The 917-nt window shown below is 60.7% G+C and carries 1 protein-coding gene; it reads left to right on the forward strand.

Annotated features, from left to right (window positions below; translation table 11 throughout):
- Positions 1–716, forward strand: a 716-nt coding sequence (locus tag AOP77_RS12555) for a M15 family metallopeptidase (protein ID WP_152649881.1), incomplete at its 5' end; no start/stop codon positions are given.
- Positions 717–917: the final 201 nt, after the last annotated feature.

The following is a 917-nucleotide window of genomic DNA, read 5'->3' on the forward strand; positions in this document are numbered from 1 at the left end:
GGCCGTACGAGGGCGCGTCCCGCGCCGCGACGTCAGCGTTCCTGTTCCGCGGGTACGGCCGGGCCTCGTACTCGCCGCCAAAATACATCGCTCCTGAGGGGTGGGACCCTTCACGGAACGTGAGCAAGCTTCTCGGTGACCCAACCTCCGTTCTTGTTGTAGTCAATAAGACTCGGCCGCTCAACCCCGCTACGTACGCACCATCGGACCTGGTGGCTGTATCGCCTGTACCTGGCGGGTCAAATCAGCGCATGAGGCGCGAGGCGGCCACCGCGCTTGCCTCGATGTACAAGGCAGCGTCCGCGCAGGGCCTGTACTTCTCCGTGGCGTCGTCGTACCGGTCCTACGCCACTCAGAAGAGCCTGTTTAACTCCTACGCGGCCAACTACGGAGTTGCGAGAGCGGAGACGTTCAGCGCCCGTCCGTCCTACTCGGAGCATCAGACCGGGTGGACTGCGGACCTGTCGGACGGTGGCGGTTGCCGCATCAGCAAGTGTTTTGGGGACACGACAGTGGGAAAGTGGGTTGCGCAGAACGGCCACAAGTATGGCTTCGTGATCCGGTATCCCGCAGGCAAGACGAGCGTCACGGGGTACATCTATGAGCCATGGCACGTGAGGTACGTGGGAGTGGATCTTTCCACGTACATGCACGACAACGGAGTCAAGACTCTTGAGGAGCAGTTCAAACTGCCTAGCGCGCCCCACTACAACTGACGGCAGCAGTTGCAGAGACGCTGAGCCCTGCCTGCACCAAAGGCGACGCTGGACTATGTACCCTGACACGATGTGCTGAGAAAAACGCGCGGCATAGGACGTGGATCTGATTGCGGCCCACGGCCGGTGACGCGAACACGAGGTTCATGAAAGGAGCAAACATGTTTGCTCACGTAAGACAGAACATGCGTATGGCGTTGG

Origin of the sequence: Demequina oxidasica (genome assembly GCF_000975115.1) — a bacterium.
Classification (GTDB): domain Bacteria; phylum Actinomycetota; class Actinomycetes; order Actinomycetales; family Demequinaceae; genus Demequina; species Demequina oxidasica.